The sequence below is a fragment of the Kitasatospora sp. NPDC056181 genome (genome assembly GCF_042266225.1).
GTDB lineage: Bacteria > Actinomycetota > Actinomycetes > Streptomycetales > Streptomycetaceae > Kitasatospora.
Map to the genome: position 1 here is coordinate 1 of NZ_JBHJUK010000078.1, position 16,158 is coordinate 16,158.

A 16,158-nucleotide genomic window follows, 5' to 3' on the forward strand; every position below is an offset into this window, starting at 1 on the left:
ACTGATCCACCCCGAAGGGCTTCACCGTTCGACTTGCATGTGTTAAGCACGCCGCCAGCGTTCGTCCTGAGCCAGGATCAAACTCTCCGTGAATGATTACGGGTAATCCCGTTCACACCCGCGTTGAGCGGCACGGCAACCACCGGAATAGGGCGGCCCCGCGCACTGCGTCCTCGCTGTGTTATTTCAAAAGGAATCTCCAACCCCGGAACAGGTCCGAGGCCGGGGATGTCAACATATCTGGCGTTGACTTTTGGCACGCTGTTGAGTTCTCAAGGAACGGACACTTCCTTCGGACCGCCTTCCAGCGGGCCCTCCGGGCGCTTCGTTCTTTCGTGTTTCAAGCTTATCAGATGTTTTCCGCTCCGTTTTCCGGAGTTTCATTCATCGGATTTACTCGGGCCTTTCGGCGCTCCCGAACTCTATCAGAGTTTCTCGGGCCGTTTTCCCGCTCCACACTCGAATTTCATTCGAGTGTTCTTGCGGGGGTCGTCCCGTGGGGCAACCCGGAGAACATTACGCACCGGGCTGCCCCACGTCAAACCGACCAGCGGGAGGATCAGACCTCGACGACGACCGGCAGGATCATCGGACGGCGGCGGTAGTTGTCCGCCACCCACTTGCCGATGGTCCGGCGGACCAGCTGCTGGACCTGGCGGACCTCCAGGACGCCGTCGCCGGCCGAGCGGTCCAGCGCCTCCTGGAGCTTGGCGGCCACCGGGACGAACGAGTTGTCGTCGATGCCGGAGCCGCGGGCCTGGATGGTCGGGCCGCCCACGATCTTGCCGTTGGTGGAGTCGACCACCACGAAGACCGAGATGAAGCCCTCCTCGCCCAGGATCCGGCGGTCCTTGAGCGAGGCCTCGGTGATGTCGCCGACCGACGAGCCGTCCACGTAGACGTAGCCGGCCTGCACCTTGCCGACGATCCGGGCGACGCCCTTCTCCAGGTCGACGCAGACGCCGTCCTCCGCGATGACCGTGCGGTTCTTCGGCACACCGGTCGCGATGCCCAGGTCGGCGGCGGCCCGGAGGTGGCGCCATTCGCCGTGGACCGGCATCAGGTTGCGCGGCTTGCAGATGTTGAAGAAGTACAGCAGCTCACCGGCCGAGGCGTGGCCGGAGACGTGCACCTTGGCGTTGCCCTTGTGCACGACCTTGGCGCCCCAGCGGGTCAGGCCGTTGATCACCCGGTAGACGGCGTTCTCGTTGCCCGGGATGAGCGACGACGCCAGCACGACGGTGTCGCCCTCGACGATGCGGATCTGGTGGTCGCGGTTGGCCATCCGGGACAGCGCGGCCATCGGCTCGCCCTGCGAACCGGTGCAGATCAGCACGACCTCCTTGTCCGGCAGGTCGTCCAGCTGCTTGACGTCCACGACCATGTTGCCGGGGACCTTCAGGTAGCCGAGGTCGCGTGCGATGCCCATGTTGCGGACCATCGACCGGCCGACGAACGCGACCTTGCGCTTGTACTCGTGCGCGGCGTCCAGCACCTGCTGGATGCGGTGCACGTGGCTGGCGAAGGAGGCGACGATGATGCGCTTGTCGGCGTTCGCGAAAACGTTTCGCAGCGCGGCCGAGATGTCCCGCTCGTGCGGGATGAAGCCGGGGACCTCGGCGTTGGTGGAGTCCACCAGCAGCAGGTCCATGCCCTCCTCGGCCAGCTTGGCGAAGGTCGGCAGGTCGGTCAGGCGGCCGTCGAGCGGCAGCTGGTCCATCTTGAAGTCACCGGTGGCGACGACCATGCCGGCGGGCGTGCGCACCGCGACGGCCAGCGCGTCCGGGATGGAGTGGTTGACCGCGATGAACTGGCAGTCGAAGGGGCCGATCCGCTCGCGGTCGCCCTCCGCCACCTCCAGCACGTACGGCCGGATGCGGTGCTCGGCGAGCTTGGCCTCGATCAGGGCGAGGGTGAGCTTCGAACCGATCAGCGGGATGTCCGGGTTCTCCCGGAGCAGGTACGGGACGGCGCCGATGTGGTCCTCGTGCCCGTGGGTCAGGACGATGCCGTCGATCTTGTCGAGGCGGTCCCGGATGTAGCTGAAGTCCGGCAGGATCAGGTCGACGCCGGGCTGCTCGTCCTCGGGGAAGAGGACACCGCAGTCGACGATGAGGATGCGGTCCCCGTATTCGAAGACCGTCATGTTGCGGCCGATCTCGCCGAGACCGCCGAGCGGGGTGATGCGGAGGGCGCCCTCCTTCAGTGCCGGGGGCGCGCCGAGTTCGGGATGCGGGTGGCTCAAAAGACTCTCCTCACGACGCACGCCATATGCCCGGGGTCCTCCCCCAAGAGACATATGGCGTGCGTACTCAGTGTCGGTTTCCTACTGGGTCGGTGCTCTCGCGCCTTCGTCCGGTTCAGCGGCAGACCTCGGGAGGTCCGGCGAGCCGGGGCGCGCACGTCTGTGTCTGCTACAGGTGTACCCCGCCTGCGGCGAGATCCTTCTTCAATTGCGCGACCTCCTCGGGGGTCGCGCCGACCAGCGGCAGCCGCAGCGGGCCGGCCGGCAGGCCCTGGAGCTCAAGGGCGGCCTTGGTGAGGATGACACCCTGCGTGCGGAACATACCGCTGAAGACCGGCAGCAGGCTCTGGTGGATCGCCGTGGCCTTGGCCACATCGCCGCCCAGGTAGGCGTCGATCATGCTGCGCAGTTCACCGGCGACCACGTGCCCGACCACGCTGACCACACCGGCGGCTCCGACGGACAGCAGCGGCAGGTTGAGGATGTCGTCCCCGGAGTACCAGGCGAGGTCCGAGCGGGCGATCGCCCAGGCGGCGGCGCCGAGGTCGCCCTTGGCGTCCTTGTTGGCGACGATCCGGGGGTGCTCGCCGAGCCGGACCAGCGTCTCGTGGCTCAGCGCGACGCCGCTGCGGCCGGGGATGTCGTAGAGCATGACCGGCAGGCCGGTGGCGTCGGCGATGTGCGTGGTGTGCCGGTACAGGCCCTCCTGCGGGGGCTTGCTGTAGTACGGCGTGACGACCAGCAGGCCGTGCGCCCCGGCGGCCTCGGCCTGGCGGGCCAGTTCGGCGCTGTGGTGCGTGTCGTTGGTGCCGACGCCGGCCACCACGTGGGCGCGGTCCCCCACGGCCTCCACCACGGCACGGACGAGCTCGGCCTTCTCGGCGTCGCTGGTGGTCGGGGATTCGCCGGTGGTCCCGTTGACGACGAGGCCGTCGTTGCCGGAGTCGACGAGGTGTGCGGCGAGGCGCTGGGCGCCGTCGAGGTCGAGCCCGCCGTCAGCGGTGAACGGCGTCACCATCGCGGTCAGGACCCGGCCGAAAGGCGTCTGGGGGGTGGAGGTCGGAGCCATGCGTCCAAAGCTACTCGTAGGCGGTGGGGCGATACCCAGGCCGGTCCAGGGTTCGGACAGGTGTAGCACTGTGCAGCGCGCGGCCGCGGCGCGCGGGGCGGCGAAAACATGGGATTCCGGTGCTGCGTGCTCGGGGGTTCAAGCAGCACCGGAATCCGTGTCACGAGCGTAGGGAGCGGCTAGAAAAGCCGCAATCCAGACATGCCAGGCAAGCCGCCCATATGCCTATCACCCCAGGTCAGGGGGCGACTCGGCCGTGCTTCTCGAAGGCCGCATGGGTGAGCGGCATGAGCGCGGCCCACTGCTCCTCCATCTGCTCGGCGACCATCTCGATCTCGCGCTGCGGGAAGGACGGCACGGCGGCGTTCTCCTTCTTGGTCCGCAGCGACAGGAAGTGCATCAGCGAGCGGGCGTTGCAGGTCGCGTACATCGAGGAGAACAGGCCGACCGGCAGCACGGCCCGGGCCACCTCGCGGGCGACGCCGGCCGCCAGCATCTCCTGGTAGCGGCCGTACGCCTCGCGGTAGGCCGCCTCCATCGCCCCGGTGACGGTCTTGTGCTGCTCCGGGGTGCCGTCGAGGAACTCGTACCGGCCGGGGCGGCCCTCCTGGACCAGCTTGCGGTCCTCGCCCGGCACGTAGAAGACCGGCTCCAGCTGGCGGTAGCGGCCGGACTCCTCGTTGTACGACCAGCCGCTGCGGTGCCGGTGGAACTCGCGGAAGACGAAGATCGGCGCGCTGATGAAGAAGGTCATCGAGTTGTGCTCGAACGGCGTGCCGTGCCGGTCCCGCATCAGGAAGTTGATCAGGCCCTTGGACTTCTCCGGGTCCTGCTGGAGCGCTTCCAGGGACTGCTCCCCCGCCGTCGAGACCCGCGCCGCCCAGATGACGTCCGAGTCGGCGGCGGCGCTGCGGACCAGCTCGACGGTGACGTCGCTGCGGAACTGGGGTGCCGTGGTTTCGTCGCTCACGCGTTGCTCCTCGCAGATTCGGTGGTGCTGGTGGTGCCGGTGGTGCTGGCGGTTCCAGTGGTGCCGGTGGTGCTGTGCAGCCGGATCGCGTGCTGCATGGTCTTGCGGGCGCGCGGGGTGTCGCCGGCGTCGGCGTAGGCCACCGCGAGACGGAAGAAGACCCGCCAGTCGCCGGGCGACTCCTCCGCCTCGGCCCTGCGGCGGGCGAACACCTCGTCGGCCGAGGCCCGGTCGATCCGGCCGCCGGCCGTGCGCCTGAGCTCGTCGACCGGCAGCCCGCCCTCGGCCTCCAGCTCGCGGGCGAGCCGCTCACTGGCCCGGCCGAAGCGGACGGTCTGGCGCAGGAACCAGACGCCGATCAGCGGGATGACGAAGGCGCACACGCCCATGCCGATGCCGAGTGGCTTGCCGGTGGCGATCAGCTGGACGCCCTCGCCTATGCAGACCAGGGCGACCAGCAGCAGCACGCCGGACAGGACGAAGAAGCCGGTACGGGAGGTCATGCCGCGCTCACAGGTCCAGGAAGTGTTCGAGGCCCAGGGTGAGCCCGGGGGTCTCGACGACCTTGCGGACGCCGAGCAGGATGCCCGGCATGAAGCTGCTGTGGTGCAGCGAGTCGTGCCGGATGGTGAGGGTCTCGCCGATGTCGCCGAACATCACCTGCTGGTGGGCGAGCAGACCGCGCAGCCGGACGGCGTGCACCGGCACCCCGTCCACGTCGGCGCCGCGGGCACCGGGCAGGCCGTGCGTGGTCGGGTCCTGCTGCGGCGGGAGGCCGGCCTCGGTGCGCGCGGCGGCGATCAGCTGCGCGGTGCGGGTGGCGGTGCCGCTGGGTGCGTCGGCCTTGCGGTCGTGGTGCAGCTCGACGACCTCGACCGACTCGAAGTACCGGGCTGCGGTCTGGGCGAACTTCATGCCGAGCACCGCGCCGATGGAGAAGTTCGGCGCGATCAGCAGGCCGAGCCCGGGCGCCTCGTCCAGCCAGCCGCGGACGGTGGCCAGCCGCTCGTCCGTCCAGCCGGTGGTGCCGGTGACCACGTGGATGCCGTGGTGCAGGCAGTAGTCGAGGTTGCCCATCACCGAGTCGGGGTGGGTCAGCTCGACGGCGACCTGCACCCCGGCGTCGGTGAGCTCCGCCGGCTTCGAGTCGCGGCCGAGCGTGGCGACGAGTTCCATGTCCGGGGCGGCCTCGACGGCCTTGACGGCCTCGGATCCGATCCGGCCCTTGGCGCCGATCACGGCGACACGCAGCGTCATGAGCGAAATTCCCTTCAGACCAGCAGGTCGGCGAGCCCGGCGGCCCGCTTGGTGTTGATCGGGCCGATCAGCGCGAGCGACGGCCGGTGCGCGCCCAGCACATCACGGGCGACCGCGTGGACGTCGTCCAGGGTCACGGCCGCTATCTTCGCCAGCATGTCGTCCACCGAGAGGTGGTGGCCGTAGCTGAGCTCCGCCTTGCCGATCCGGTTCATCAGCGAGCCGGTGTCCTCCATGCCGAGCACGGTGGAGCCGGAGATCTGGCCGATCGCGCGCCGCAGCTCCTCCTCGGTGATGCCGTCGGCGACCACCTTGGCGAGCTCCTCGCGGCAGATCCGCAGCACCTCCTCGACCCGCTTGGGCTGGCAGCCGGCGTAGATGCCGAACAGGCCGCTGTCCGCGTACGACGAGGAGTACGAGTACACCGAGTAGGCCAGGCCGCGCTTCTCCCGGACCTCCTGGAAGAGCCGGGAGCTCATGCCGCCGCCCAGGGCCGCGTTGAGCACGCCCATCGCCCAGCGGCGCTCGTCGTGCCGGGGCACGCCGGGCACGCCCAGCACCAGGTGGGCCTGCTCGGTGGAGCGGTTGAGCACCTCGACCCGGCCGGCCGTGCGCAGCGCCTTGACGCCGCGGCGGGCCTCGGCGGGGACCGCGTCCGACTTGGCGAGCAGCGGTGCGAAGGCCCGCTCGACCTGCTTGACGACCTTGCGGTGGTCCAGGTTGCCGGCTGCCGCGACCACCAGGTGCTCGGGCTTGTAGCGGCGGTGGAAGAAGCCGGCGATCTGGTCCCGGGTGAGGGCCTGGACGGTCTCCTGGGTGCCGAGGATCGGGCGGCCGAGCGGGCCGCTGCCGAAGATCACCTTGGCGAAGAGGTCGTGCACCACGTCGCCCGGGTCGTCCTCGGCCATCGCCATCTCCTCGAGGATGACGCCGCGCTCGGCCTCGACGTCCTCGGGGCGGATCAGCGAGCCGGTGAGCATGTCGCAGACCACGTCGATGGCCAGCGGCAGGTCGGTGTCCAGCACCCGGGCGTAGTAGCAGGTGTTCTCCTTCGCGGTGAAGGCGTTCATCTCGCCGCCGACCGCGTCCAGGGCGGCCGAGATGTCCAGCGCGCTGCGCCGCTCGGTGCCCTTGAAGAGCAGGTGCTCCAGGTAGTGGGTCGCGCCGTTGAGCTGCGGGGTCTCGTCGCGCGAGCCGACGCCGACCCAGATGCCGAAGGTCGCGGAGCGCACCGTCGGCAGGGTCTCGGTGACGACCCGAAGGCCGCCGGGGAGCACGGTGCGGCGCACCGTGCCGGCGCCGTCCGCGCCCTTGAGCAGGGTCCGGGTGGAGCCGGGGCGCTGCGTCGCCGCCGAGGCCTGGGCCACGGGGGTACCTCCGTAGAGAAACATGGGGGAACAACGGGACGCGGCCCGCACGCCGACGGGGGCGTGCGGGCCGCGATCGCGTCTACTGAATGGGGAGGCTAGCGGCGCTTCACTCGGAAGCGGCCTCGCCACCCTCCTCGCCCTCGATGACCGGGATCAGGGAGAGCTTGCCGCGCGGGTCGATCTCGGCGATCTCGACCTGGACCTTGGCGCCGACGCCGAGCACGTCCTCGACGTTCTCGACGCGCTTGCCGCCGGCCAGCTTGCGGATCTGCGAGATGTGCAGCAGGCCGTCCTTGCCCGGCATGAGCGAGACGAACGCGCCGAACGTCGTGGTCTTGACCACGGTGCCCAGGTAGCGCTCGCCGACCTCCGGCATGGTCGGGTTGGCGATCTGGTTGATCGTCGTACGGGCAGCCTCCGCCGAGGGACCGTCGACCGCACCGATGTAGATGGTGCCGTCGTCCTCGATGGTGATGTCCGCGCCGGTGTCCTCCTGGATCTGGTTGATCATCTTGCCCTTGGGGCCGATGACCTCACCGATCTTGTCCACCGGGATCTTGATGGTGATGATGCGCGGCGCGTTCGGCGACATCTCGTCGGGCGCGTCGATGGCCTCGTTCATCACGTCGAGGATGTGCAGACGGGCGTCCTTGGCCTGCTTCAGCGCGGCGGCCAGCACCGACGCCGGGATGCCGTTGAGCTTGGTGTCCAGCTGCAGCGCGGTGATGAAGTTGCGGGTACCGGCGACCTTGAAGTCCATGTCGCCGTACGCGTCCTCGGCACCGAGGATGTCGGTCAGCGCGACGTAGTGGGTCTCGCCGTCGATCTCCTGCGAGATCAGGCCCATGGCGATGCCGGCGACGGCGGCCTTCAGCGGCACACCGGCGTTCAGCAGCGACATGGTGGAGGCGCAGACCGAGCCCATCGAGGTGGAGCCGTTGGAGCTCAGGGCCTCGGAGACCTGGCGGATCGCGTAGGGGAACTCCTCGCGGGTCGGCAGCACGGGCAGGATCGCCCGCTCGGCCAGCGCGCCGTGGCCGATCTCGCGGCGCTTGGGCGAGCCCACGCGGCCGGTCTCGCCGACCGAGTACGGCGGGAAGTTGTAGTTGTGCATGTAGCGGCGACGCGTCTCCGGGGAGAGCGTGTCGAGCTGCTGCTCCATGCGCAGCATGTTCAGCGTGGTGACACCCAGGATCTGGGTCTCGCCGCGCTCGAACAGGGCCGAGCCGTGGACGCGCGGGATGGCCTCGACCTCGGCGGCCAGGGTGCGGATGTCGGTGACACCGCGGCCGTCGATGCGGACCTTGTCCTTGATGACGCGCTCGCGCACGACCTTCTTGGTCAGCGCGTTGTACGCGGCGCTGATCTCCTTCTCGCGGCCCTCGAACTCCGGCAGGAGCTTCTCGGCGGCGATCGCCTTGACGCGGTCCAGCTCGTTGTTGCGCTCCTGCTTGCCGGCGATGGTGAGCGCCTGGGCCAGCTCGTCCTTGACCGCGGCGGTCAGGGCGGCCAGCACGTCGTCCTGGTAGTCCAGGAAGACCGGGAACTCGCCGGTCGGCTTGGCGGCCTGGGCGGCCAGCTGCGACTGGGCGGCGCAGAGCACCTTGATGAACGGCTTGGCGGCGTCCAGACCGGCGGCGACGACGTCCTCGGTCGGCGCCTCGGCGCCGCCCTCGACCAGCTTGATGGTCTTGTCGGTGGCCTCGGCCTCGACCATCATGATCGCGACGTCGCCGTCCGGCAGGACGCGGCCGGCGACGACCATGTCGAAGACGGCCGACTCCAGCTCGCTGTGGGTCGGGAAGGCCACCCACTGGCCCTTGATCAGCGCGACGCGGACGCCACCGATCGGGCCGGAGAACGGCAGGCCCGCCAGCTGGGTGGAGGCGGAGGCGGCGTTGATGGCCACCACGTCGTACAGGTGGTCCGGGTTGAGCGCCATCACGGTGACGACGACCTGGACCTCGTTGCGCAGGCCCTTGACGAAGGACGGGCGCAGCGGGCGGTCGATGAGGCGGCAGGTGAGGATGGCGTCCTCGGAGGGCCGGCCCTCGCGACGGAAGAACGAGCCGGGGATGCGGCCCGCGGCGTACATCCGCTCCTCGACGTCCACGGTCAGCGGGAAGAAGTCGAAGTGCTCCTTCGGCTGCTTGGACGCGCTGGTGGCCGACAGCACCATGGTGTCGTCGTCCAGGTAGGCCACGGCGGAGCCGGCGGCCTGACGGGCCAGGCGGCCGGTCTCGAAGCGGATGGTACGGGTGCCGAAGGAACCGTTGTCGATCACGGCCTCGGCGTAGAACACGTTCTCTTCCACCTGGAAGATCTCCTCTTTCGTACGTCTCCGGGAGAGCGTCCCCGCGCATCGCCTGCCGGTGGCCCTGGACCCTCTTTCGCGAAGAGGAAGGCAGTCCTGGCCGGTCTTCGATCGAAGCCTCCGGTGCGCCCCGCTCGGTCTGCGGGACTTCCGGCGGCCACTACCGAGGACCGGCGCCTCTCGGCTGCCAGGCCTGGACGGGCGGTCCGCGTCTGGACGCTCTCTCGGATGCGGGCGGCTTCCGTTTGAAGCCTTCGTCCCGCGGGGGTTGGGGTCTTTCCGCCTGGGTGGCGCGCTGTCGCGCCATCACCCGGCATGCCCACAACCCTACGGTGCAATCCTCGGCCACCTGGGGAGGTGCGCGCGAGTTGTTATGTCAGGGTGCCGCGGGTCACCGGCCGCGGCATACGCGCGAGGGGCGGCTCCCCGGTGTGGGGAGCCGCCCCGAGCGGCGGTCTTAGCGGGCGCCACCGGCGGCACCGCGGCGGATGCCCAGGCGGTCGACGAGCGTACGGAAGCGCTCGATGTCCTTCTTGGCCAGGTACTGCAGCAGGCGGCGACGCTGGCCGACCAGGATCAGCAGGCCACGACGCGAGTGGTGGTCGTGCTTGTGGGACTTCAGGTGCTCGGTCAGGTCCGAGATGCGGCGGGAGAGCATGGCCACCTGGACCTCGGGGGAGCCGGTGTCGCCCTCCTTCTGGCCGAACTCGGCGATGATCTGCTTCTTGACGTCAGAGGCGAGAGCCACTGCAACTCCTTCGGGGTGATACCGAGCGGTCCTGGTCTACGGCACAGGACTCTGTGAGAACTCGGTGTCGTCTGCGAGCGCGGCCGATGGTCTGCGACCCTCGTGGGGCGGACACACTGGTGCACTCGAAGGGCAAGCGTACCAGTGCCGCCCGGTGGCCCGGCGCCGGGCCACCGGGCCCGGTCAGCCGGTGATGCCGCCGCGGACCAGGCGGTAGACGTCCAGCACGCCCAGCGCCAGCGGCACGAGGGCCATCAGGGTGAGGCTGTCGACCAGGTCCAGGATGCGCCCCCAGAACGGCGAGACGCCGAGCCGCGGCACCACCAGGGCGATCGCGGTCAGGATCGCGGCGCCGAAGGCGATCGCGGTGCCCAGCCAGATGGTGCGCAGGTCGACCTCGGTCGAGCTGGCGGCCTTGAGGATGAACAGCGGGGTGTGCAGCGAGAGGCCGACGATCAGCAGCGACAGGCCGAGCAGGCCGGCGATGGTGAGGCTGAAGACCTGCGCGGTGTAGCGGAACAGCCGGGCCCGCAGCATGGTGGCGATGCCGAGGGTCAGTGCGAGCAGCTCGGGGAAGAGCTCGTCGGTGAAGCCGAGCACGGCGCAGGCGCCGACGATCACCGCGGCGCAGCCGCCGACCAGGCCGACCAGCACCTCGTGGCCGCGGCGGGCCTGGTGGGCGATCCGCTCGTACTGGACGGCCTCGGCGCGGCCGGCCTCCTCGTCGTAGTCGCGGCTGCGGGTGCGGGTCTGGCCGGGGGCGCTGAAGCCGACGGGCAGCCGGGCGAAGCGGGCCGAGAGGCCGGGCAGGAAGCCGATCACGGCGGTGGCGGCGACGCCGGTGACGGCGGCGATGTGGTTGGCCGGGGTGCCGGGCAGCAGCACGGCGGCGAAGGTGGCGAACGCGCCGGCGGCGGCCAGGAAGGCGGCGGCGACGAACAGCGAGTCCTTCTCGGGCAGCAGGCCGACCAGCAGGACGGCGACGACCAGCACGGCGACGCAGCCGGTGAGGAACTGGAGCCGGCCCGGGCCGTCCCACGCGTGGGCGGGGGCGATGATGCCGCTGCCGCCGATCAGGGCGTGGGGCAGCGCGCCGAGGCCGAGCGCGAGGGCGGCCCAGGCGTCCTGGTAGACCCGGGCGCGGACGCCGGCCAGGGCGGTGAGCAGGACGGCGGTGACGCCGGAGAGGACGCCGGGCAGGCCGTGCATGTCGTGGCGCAGGTCGGAGAACCAGAGCGCGAAGCCGAGCAGGGCGAGCAGCACGCCGGCGCCGATCAGGCCGAAGGCCCGCATCAGCTCGGGGCTCCAGAAGCGGCGGTCGGCCTCGACCGCGCTGGCGATCGCGTCGGCCACGTCGTCGTAGACGGCGGGCGGCAGCGACTCGGCGAAGGGGCGCAGGCTGAGCAGGTCGCCGTCGCGGACCTGCTGGGCGGCGAGCGGCAGCCCGCTGTCGAGCACGGTGCCGTCGCGGCGGACGAGGTGGAAGCCGGTCGGGGCGCCGTCCGGCTGGCTCTGCCCGGACAGCCGCAGCACCTCGGGGTAGACGTCCGCGAGCGGGACGTCCTCGGGCAGGGCGACGTCGATCCGGCTGTCCGGGGCGACGACGGTGACCCGGCAGAAGCCGGTCGTGGCGGAGGTACTCATGCCCGCACCCCGCTGACACACATCACTCGACGCACTTGGGCGCTCCCCCTCGTTGACGTGCCGCTCTGCCGGCGGCGGTCGGTCTGGCTGCTGCGCGGTGCCGGCCGGGCGGAACTGGCTCGATCCGGCCATGAGTTGGCGCGGCGTTACCCTACCCGCTCCGTTTGTGCCCGCCACCGCGCAGGGGTGAGGGGGCGGGCGGGACGGGGGTGTACCGGTGGGGCCGCCGGGGCGACGGGGTGGGGCCGGTACGGGGCGCGGAGGTGCCCGGCTAGGATCGGCCCCTGCGCAAGGCGACGGGGGAAGGGGCCGCGCTCCTCCCCGGGTGCCTGCGGTCGGCGGAGCGGGGGCGGCGTCACACGGGGCGCCCTCACCCGTACGTAATCCAGTTGCGTGAGGGCTGATGCCGGGATGAACGAGAAGACCGTTCGAGGCCGTGGGGTGGGGTGCGCATGAGTGTCATTACGGTCAAACGCCCGGCGCGGGCCTATCCGCCGGCGGTACCGGACGAGCCGGTCGAGCTGGTCACCCCGCCCGAGCTGCCGAGGTCGGGCGGCGAGGACTGGTTGATGAGCATCCTTCCGATGCTCGGCATGGGCGGCTCGGCGGTGTTCTTCTTCTCGCCGGGCGCACAGGCCCCGATGAAGATCATGGGCGGCCTGATGATCGTGTCGACGGTCGGCATGGCACTGGCCCAGATCGTGCGGGCGCGCAAGGGCGGTTCGACCGCCACCGCCGACGAGCGCCGTGACTACCTGAAGTACCTCCAGCAGATGCGCCGCCAGGTGCGCCGGACCGCCGAGCGCCAGCGCGGCGCGCAGCTGTTCCTGAACCCGGAGCCGGACCAGCTCTGGTCGATCGTCGCGGACGGCCGCCGGCTGTGGGAACGCCGCACCGGGGACGGCGACTTCGCGCAGATCCGGGTCGGCCGCGGGCCGGTGCAGTTGTCGACGCCGCTGGTGGCGCCGCAGACGGCGCCGATGGAGGAGCTGGAGCCGCTCTCGGCGGCGGCGATGCACACCTTCCTCAAGGCCCACGGAACCTTGCAGGACCTGCCGTTGGCGGTCTCGCTGCGCGCCTTCTACCACATCACGGTGTGCGGGGACCCGGACACCGTGTACGGCAACGTGCGGGCGATGATCGCCCAGTTGACGACGCTGCACTCGCCGGACGACCTGCTGGTGACGGTCGCGGCGGCGCCGGGTGCGGTGGAGGAGTGGGAGTGGACCAAGTGGCTCCCGCACAACCAGCACCGCAAGGAGAGCGACGGCGCGGGCTCGCGCCGGCTGATCGCGACCGGCCTCGGTGAGCTGGAGTACCTGCTCCAGGACGAACTGGCGGGCCGCCAGCGGTTCGTGCGGGACGCGGCGCCGTCGTCGGACCAGCCGCACATCATCGTCGTCATGGACGGCGCTTCGGTGCCGCACGACTCGGTGCTGGCCGGCGCGGAGGGCGTGCAGGGCGTGACCATCGTCGAGGTGGTCCCGGGCGACCTGGACGAGCCGACCGGCCACCTGATCGTGACGGTGACGCCGGAGGAGCTGGTTCTCCGTTCGGCCTCGGGCGCGACGTACTCCGGCAAGCCGGACACCCTCTCCGCCTGGCAGTCGGAGGCGCTGGCCCGGCAGTTGGCGCCGTACCGGATCTCGGCCGGCGGCGACGACGAGCCGCTGCTGTCCAACCTCGACTTCACCGACCTGATGAACTCGGGCGACCCGGGCTCGTTCGAGGTGTCGCGCAGCTGGCGGCCGCGGGCGCAGCGCGAGAAGCTGCGGGTGCCGATCGGGATCGGCGCCGGCGGCGAGCACGTCTACCTGGACATCAAGGAGGCCGCGCTGGAGGGCATGGGCCCGCACGGCCTGTGCGTCGGCGCGACCGGCTCCGGCAAGTCGGAGCTGCTGCGCACCCTGGTGCTCGGCCTGGCGATGACGCACTCCTCGGAGACGCTGAACTTCGTCCTGGCGGACTTCAAGGGTGGTGCGACCTTCTCCGGCATGGCGGACATGCCGCACACCTCGGCGGTGATCACCAACCTGGAGGGCGAGCTCACCCTGGTCGACCGCATGCGGGACGCGATCGAGGGCGAGATGAACCGCCGTCAGGAGCTGCTGCACCGGTCGGGCAACTACGCCAACCTGAACGAGTACGAGCGGGCCCGGGCGGCCGGTGCGGCGCTGGACCCGCTGCCGTCGCTGGTGCTGATCATCGACGAGTTCTCCGAGCTGCTGACCGCGAAGCCGGACTTCATCGACATGTTCATCCAGATCGGCCGGATCGGCCGTTCGCTGGGTGTGCACCTGCTGCTGGCCTCGCAGCGCCTGGAGGAGGGCAAGCTGCGCGGCCTGGACACCTACCTCTCGTACCGGATCGGTCTGCGGACCTTCTCGGCGGCGGAGTCGCGGGCGGCGATCGGCGTGCCCGACGCGTACCACCTGCCGCCGGTGCCGGGTGTCGGCTACCTGAAGTTCGGCACCGATGTGATGGAGCGCTTCAAGGCCGCGTACGTCTCCGGGCCGTACCGGGCGCCGGGGCAGCAGCGCTCCGTCGGCGGGCGGCTGGTGACGGCGCAGCCGGTGCTCTTCACGGCGGCCGAGGTGCCGGTGCTGGAGCCGCTGGTGCAGGAGGTCGAGCCGGAGGTCGAGGAGCAGGACGACGCGCTGGTCGACACCGTGCTGGACGTGTTCGTGCAGCGGATGGCGGGGCAGGGACCGGCGGCGCACCAGGTGTGGCTGCCGCCGCTGGACGAGCCGCCGAGCATGGACGAGCTGATGCTGCCGCTGCAGGCGACGGCGGAGCGCGGGCTCACCTCGCCCGGGTCGGCCGGCCTGGGCCGGCTGCGGGTGCCGGTCGGCATCGTGGACCGGCCGCGCGAGCAGAAGCGCGACGTGCTGGAGCACGACTACTCGGGTGCGGCCGGTCACGGCCTGGTGGTCGGCGGGCCGCGGTCCGGCAAGTCGACGGTGATCCGCACCATGGTGGCGGCGTTCGCGCTCACCCACACGCCGCTGGAGGCGCAGTTCTACCTGCTGGACTTCGGTGGTGGCGGTTTCCAGTCGCTCCAGGACCTGCCGCACGTCGGCGGGGTGGCCGGGCGGCTGGACGCCGAGAAGGTGCGCCGGATGATCAGCGAGGTGCACGGGGTGCTGAACCGGCGCGAGGAGCTGTTCCGGCAGACCGGGATCGACACGATCGCGACGTACCGGGCCCGCCGGGCGGCCGGCCAGCTGCCGGACGAGCAGTTCGGCGACGTGTTCCTGGTCGTCGACGGCTGGAACACCTTCAAGCAGGACTACGAGATGCTGGAGGGCGTGATCGGGGACATCGCCCAGCGCGGCCTCGGTTACGGCGTCCACCTGATCGTGACGGCGGCCCGGTACGCGGAGGTCCGCCCGGCCCTGAAGGACCTGCTGCAGAACCGGACCGAGCTGAAGCTCGGCGACTCGATGGAGTCCGAGGTGGACCGGCGGGTGGCGCAGAACGTGCCGGCCGTGCCGGGGCGCGGCATCACCGCGGACCGGCTGCACTTCCTGACGGGTCTGCCGCGGCTGGACGGCTCGCGTTCGGTGGACGACCTCCAGCAGGGCGTGGCCGGGCTGGTGGCGGCGGTCAACGCGGCCTGGACGGGCCCGCGCGCACCGCAGGTCCGGATGCTGCCGACGGTGCTGGACGGGTTCGCGCTGCCGAAGGGCTTCGAGTACCCGGAGCGCGGGATCGCGTTCGGCGTGGACGAGGTGGAGCTGGCCCCGGCGTTCGTCAACTTCGAGACCGACCCGCTGTTCATCGTCTTCGGTGACACCGAGTCCGGTAAGTCGGCGCTGCTGCGGATGCTCGTCAAGCAGATCACCGAGCGCTACACGCCGGAGCAGGCGGGCATCGTGGTCGGCGACTACCGGCGTGCGCTGCTCGGCACGGTGCCGCAGGAGTACCTGGTGGAGTACGCGGCCGCGCAGCCGGCCATGACCAGCATCGTGGAGATGCTGCGCGGGGCCTGCTCGCGCCGTCTGCCGGGCCCGGACGTGACCGCCGAGCAGCTGCGCAACCGCAGCTGGTACAGCGGCAAGGACATGTTCGTGATCGTGGACGACTACGAGCTGGTGGCGACGAGCTCGGGCAACCCGCTGGCGCCGCTGGCCGAGTTCCTGCCGTTCGCCCGGGACATCGGCCTGCGGGTGATCATCGCGCGCAGTGCGGGTGGTGCGGGGCGTTCGCTGTACGAGCCGGTGATGCAGCGGATGCGCGAGCTGGGCGGCCAGGGCGTGATCCTGTCCGGCAACAAGGACGAGGGCGCGCTGCTGGGCACGGTCAAGCCGCAGCCGCTGCCGCCGGGGCGCGGGGTGTTCGTCTCGCGCCGGGTGACCAGCGGGCAGATGGTGCAGACGGGCTGGCTGCCGTCCGCATAGTATGCGCGGCCGCCGCCGGCGGCCGTCACGGAAAGTGATCGAAGGGGTCGGGCTCCCGGAGCCCGGCCCCTTCCGCGTCCCACGTTCCGAAACGTTACCTAGATCTTTGGGGCCTGCCGCTGCGGTTCCCGTTGCCCTCGG

Annotated in this window: 10 protein-coding genes and 1 rRNA gene; 1 reads left to right on the forward strand and 10 read right to left on the reverse strand. The window is 70.7% G+C overall.

What is annotated here, in order from left to right:
• The 10 genes from ACFC1F_RS26295 to eccD form a co-directional block, all read right to left on the reverse strand.
• Window positions 1–93: ribosomal RNA gene (locus ACFC1F_RS26295) — 16S ribosomal RNA — on the reverse strand; the annotation flags it as partial.
• A gap of 466 nt (window positions 94–559) precedes the next feature.
• Window positions 560–2,245, reverse strand: a complete 1,686-nt coding sequence (locus ACFC1F_RS26300) for a ribonuclease J (RefSeq protein WP_209416802.1) — start codon at window positions 2,243–2,245, stop codon at window positions 560–562.
• Window positions 2,246–2,414: 169 nt separating this feature from the next.
• Entirely contained in the window at window positions 2,415–3,314 is a 900-nt protein-coding gene (gene dapA / locus ACFC1F_RS26305) for a 4-hydroxy-tetrahydrodipicolinate synthase (protein WP_148645120.1), read from the reverse strand.
• Window positions 3,315–3,552: 238 nt separating this feature from the next.
• Window positions 3,553–4,284 carry an FAD-dependent thymidylate synthase gene (gene thyX / locus ACFC1F_RS26310; protein WP_209416803.1) on the reverse strand — a complete coding sequence of 244 codons (732 nt, stop codon included), beginning with the start codon at window positions 4,282–4,284 and terminating at the stop codon, window positions 3,553–3,555.
• Window positions 4,281–4,787, reverse strand: coding sequence for a hypothetical protein (locus ACFC1F_RS26315; protein ID WP_376161809.1), 507 nt, complete (start codon window positions 4,785–4,787; stop codon window positions 4,281–4,283). Before ACFC1F_RS26315 ends, thyX begins: the two co-directional genes overlap by 4 nt.
• A 7-nt stretch (window positions 4,788–4,794) precedes the next feature.
• On the reverse strand, window positions 4,795–5,541 hold the full coding sequence (dapB, locus tag ACFC1F_RS26320; protein WP_376161811.1) for a 4-hydroxy-tetrahydrodipicolinate reductase: 747 nt from the start codon (window positions 5,539–5,541) through the stop codon (window positions 4,795–4,797).
• A gap of 14 nt (window positions 5,542–5,555) precedes the next feature.
• Entirely contained in the window at window positions 5,556–6,932 is a 1,377-nt protein-coding gene (locus ACFC1F_RS26325) for a M16 family metallopeptidase (RefSeq protein WP_376161813.1), read from the reverse strand.
• A gap of 85 nt (window positions 6,933–7,017) precedes the next feature.
• The gene (locus ACFC1F_RS26330) at window positions 7,018–9,225 is read right to left on the reverse strand and encodes a polyribonucleotide nucleotidyltransferase (protein WP_209416807.1); all 2,208 of its coding nucleotides are present in this window, start codon (window positions 9,223–9,225) and stop codon (window positions 7,018–7,020) included.
• Window positions 9,226–9,682: 457 nt separating this feature from the next.
• Window positions 9,683–9,973, reverse strand: a complete 291-nt coding sequence (rpsO, locus tag ACFC1F_RS26335) for a 30S ribosomal protein S15 (RefSeq protein WP_209416808.1) — start codon at window positions 9,971–9,973, stop codon at window positions 9,683–9,685.
• Window positions 9,974–10,156: 183 nt separating this feature from the next.
• Window positions 10,157–11,617, reverse strand: coding sequence for a type VII secretion integral membrane protein EccD (gene eccD / locus ACFC1F_RS26340; RefSeq protein WP_209416809.1), 1,461 nt, complete (start codon window positions 11,615–11,617; stop codon window positions 10,157–10,159).
• A 452-nt stretch (window positions 11,618–12,069) separates the two neighbouring features.
• Between eccD and eccCa the strand changes: the two genes are divergently transcribed.
• Window positions 12,070–16,017: a type VII secretion protein EccCa gene (gene eccCa / locus ACFC1F_RS26345; RefSeq protein ID WP_376161816.1), complete on the forward strand. Its 3,948-nt coding sequence runs from the start codon at window positions 12,070–12,072 to the stop codon at window positions 16,015–16,017.
• Window positions 16,018–16,158: the final 141 nt, after the last annotated feature.

Bases quoted from the DNA above. Each gene is read 5' to 3' on its own strand.
- eccD (WP_209416809.1), bottom strand. From the start codon at position 11,617: ATGAGTACCTCCGCCACGACCGGCTTCTGCCGGGTCACCGTCGTCGCC.
- dapA (WP_148645120.1), bottom strand. From the start codon at position 3,314: ATGGCTCCGACCTCCACCCCCCAGACGCCTTTCGGCCGGGTCCTGACC.
- eccCa (WP_376161816.1), top strand. From the start codon at position 12,070: ATGAGTGTCATTACGGTCAAACGCCCGGCGCGGGCCTATCCGCCGGCG.
- ACFC1F_RS26325 (WP_376161813.1), bottom strand. From the start codon at position 6,932: ATGTTTCTCTACGGAGGTACCCCCGTGGCCCAGGCCTCGGCGGCGACG.
- ACFC1F_RS26315 (WP_376161809.1), bottom strand. From the start codon at position 4,787: ATGACCTCCCGTACCGGCTTCTTCGTCCTGTCCGGCGTGCTGCTGCTG.
- dapB (WP_376161811.1), bottom strand. From the start codon at position 5,541: ATGACGCTGCGTGTCGCCGTGATCGGCGCCAAGGGCCGGATCGGATCC.